General features: G+C 31.0%; 1 protein-coding gene. It reads left to right on the forward strand.

The window, feature by feature from the left end; genetic code table 11:
- The first annotated feature begins 66 nt into the window (after positions 1-66).
- A complete protein-coding gene (locus AJN60_RS08385) occupies positions 67-2,745 on the forward strand; it encodes a BspA family leucine-rich repeat surface protein (RefSeq protein WP_070243554.1) in 2,679 nt (892 codons plus the stop codon).
- Positions 2,746-2,829: the final 84 nt, after the last annotated feature.

Consider the following 2,829-nt stretch of genomic DNA (forward strand, 5'->3'; position numbering starts at 1 on the left):
GAACCAGAACAAATTAAAATGTATGAAGAAAGAAGAAAGATAAAAAAATAATAAAAAGGAGATATTATGGAATTTGATGTTGAAATTTTAGACAATCTTGAGAATTTTAAAGAATTCTTAAAAACAAAACCTAGCAAAGAAGTTTTACAGGCTGTTAATTCTCATTTAGAGGGTTTTTTAAGTGATGCGTATGATCATATCGATCCAGAAGAATACGAAGTCGCTTTTGAAGAAGAAACAGGAATATCTTATCGTGATGCTACTGAGGAAGAATTTGATGAGTGGTTTATTGCAAATGTGCTTTGCTTTGAGGATTTAAGTGAGATTTGCAAAATTCTTCGATCACTTTTAGAGGCTAAAGATTTGGATAAAGCTTTGGAAAATTTTAACAAAAAAAGCGATAAAGGGCTTTTAAAGGCTATAAACTTAGATGAAACTTTGGAAAAATTTGACAAAAAAAGCGATAAAAGGCTTTTAGAGGCTATAAAAAATGCTAGAGTGCTTGAAGCGGTGCGTTTGATAAATGAAAATCCAAATATTGCAATCGCTGAAGATGCTTTAGAAGCTTGTGAAGAGCTTCTAAATTCTTTTTATAAAAAGATTTCTAGTAAAAAAGATGGTAATGATGATAGTCCTTATGAAAATATATTAAGACATACTGGTTCGGCATTTGGTAGTTTAAAGCCAGCTGCAAAAAAAGCTGCAAATGCTAGCAGTATTGCAAAACTAAAAGTATTACTAAGAACTATATTAAAAGGCGAAAATGCAGGGGAGGTACTTAAAAAATCCGGTTTTTCTAAAGTGCTTTTTGGGAAAAAACCAGCTACGCAAAATCAACTTTATTGCCCGATGAATAATGTAGAACTTATATTTTTGGTACGATATGCACAAGATAGAAAAAAATATCTTATCGCTAAGGTAGCACTAGATTGTATTAATTTGATATATCTTGACTCGCTTTATGGTGCTTTTGAGTGTATGGAAAGATTTGATGGGATAGAATCTTGGGATGTTTCGCATATCAAAGACTTCTCTCGTTGTTTTTTTTGCTGTTCTGATATGAATGTTGATTTAAGTAAGTGGAATGTAAGCAAAGGTCAAAATTTTTATTTAATGTTTGGTCACTGTGAAAATTTTAACTGCGATATAAGCTCATGGAATATGAGCAAAGCTAAAAATATTGATAGTATGTTTTATCTCTGTAAGGAATTTAATCAAAATATTGATGCTTGGAAAGTTTCAGTTGAAGCGGTGATAAAGAGTAAGAATATTTTCAAAGATTCCCCTTTAGAATCCAATCCACCTCTCTGGTTTAAAAACGCTATTGATAAAATAAATACACCTACAGGTTTAGAAGGAATTTTAAATCTTCTAAATTTAAATATTGAAGAAAGGCGCCGCAAGGAAGAGTATTCACTTTTTATGATTGAACGATTAAATAAAGTTCTAGAAGTGTTTAATGCTACCAATGCAGAGAAAAAATTAAATGATACTGATCTTGCTAAAATTTACAAAGCGGCTATCAACAGTGAATATGAAACAGATAATATAACTTTTATACCTTTTGAGCTTATAGAATCGACTGCAAAGCTTGCTAAAAATCCGCAAAAAGTTCTTATAGGTTCTAAGAAAGAGGATTATTTAAAACTTGCATTAGAAAATGGGCGTCCAGATATTTTTAAGCTTCTTATTGAGTACGGATTTGATGCAACAAAGTTGTTAAAATCTTGCTCTCTTTTGATTGATTGTTGGAGTAAATCTATCAGACATGATTATGCTTTCACAGCCTGCATGCAAGATAAGAAAGCTTTGCAAAAGCGTGATAATGAACGCAAAGAGTTGTTAAGACTTTTTATACAACAAGGCTATACTTTTGGAGATCTCTATGATGCTGCAGCTCGCTATTCTTCAAGTGTATCAGGTTTTATAATGCATGTTATTGCGAACAAGTATTTTAGTGATGATGAATTACAAATTGTTTTAACAGGACGTTATAGTGATAATGAAGCTATGCCTTTTGTGTTTGCTCTTGCCTTGCAAGTAGAGGATAGTAAAAATCGAAATCTTGCTTGGAAAAGTTTATGTTATGCAATCTTCTTGGATATGCATAAAGGCGTAAAATCTCCAAAGTATAAAGATAAAGATCACCAAGGACTTGAAAATCTTAGTTTTCAGGAATATATAAAAGAGATTATTAAACGATTAGCTGACGATAATAACGTGAAGATACATTTTGAAAATTTAATAGAATTTATGGATTTAATAGAAAAGATAAAAGATGGACAAAAAATTGTAGTCAAAAATTTAATTCTTTTAAATATGTTTGTATGTATAGAAGAGGTAAATTTAAGCTTGCTTGATGTAAGTCAGTTAAAAAATTTATCTTATTTATTTGACGATTCCACTCGTGGAGATTTTAGCGGGATAGAATCTTGGGATGTAAGCAATGTAAAAAATTTTGAATTTTGTTTTAGTAAAGCGGAACGCTTTAATGCTGATATTAGCAAATGGAATGTAGGCAAAGGGTGTTATTTTACTTCTATGTTTGAAAAAGCCAGATGTTTTAATGCCGATATTAGTAAATGGAATATGAGCAATGCTAAGAGCGTCTCTTATATGTTTACATGTGCAAGTAGTTTTGATCGCTGTTTAGAATCTTGGGATATAAGTGCTTCGGTATCTATGGATCATATGTTTTGGGGAACAAAAATTGACAGCAATAGGCCCAAATGGTATAAACATTAAAAACTAAAACAGATAAAAAACAATGACAAGAGAACAAGCAGAATTAATTATAGAAGAAGAAAAGTTGATTGATACAGATTGGTA

It is taken from the genome of Campylobacter sp. BCW_4323 (assembly GCF_001763115.1).
Lineage (GTDB): Bacteria > Campylobacterota > Campylobacteria > Campylobacterales > Campylobacteraceae > Campylobacter_D > Campylobacter_D jejuni.

Excerpts from the sequence above, each read along its gene's own strand:
- AJN60_RS08385 (WP_070243554.1), top strand. The coding sequence starts at position 67 with ATGGAATTTGATGTTGAAATTTTAGACAATCTTGAGAATTTTAAAGAA.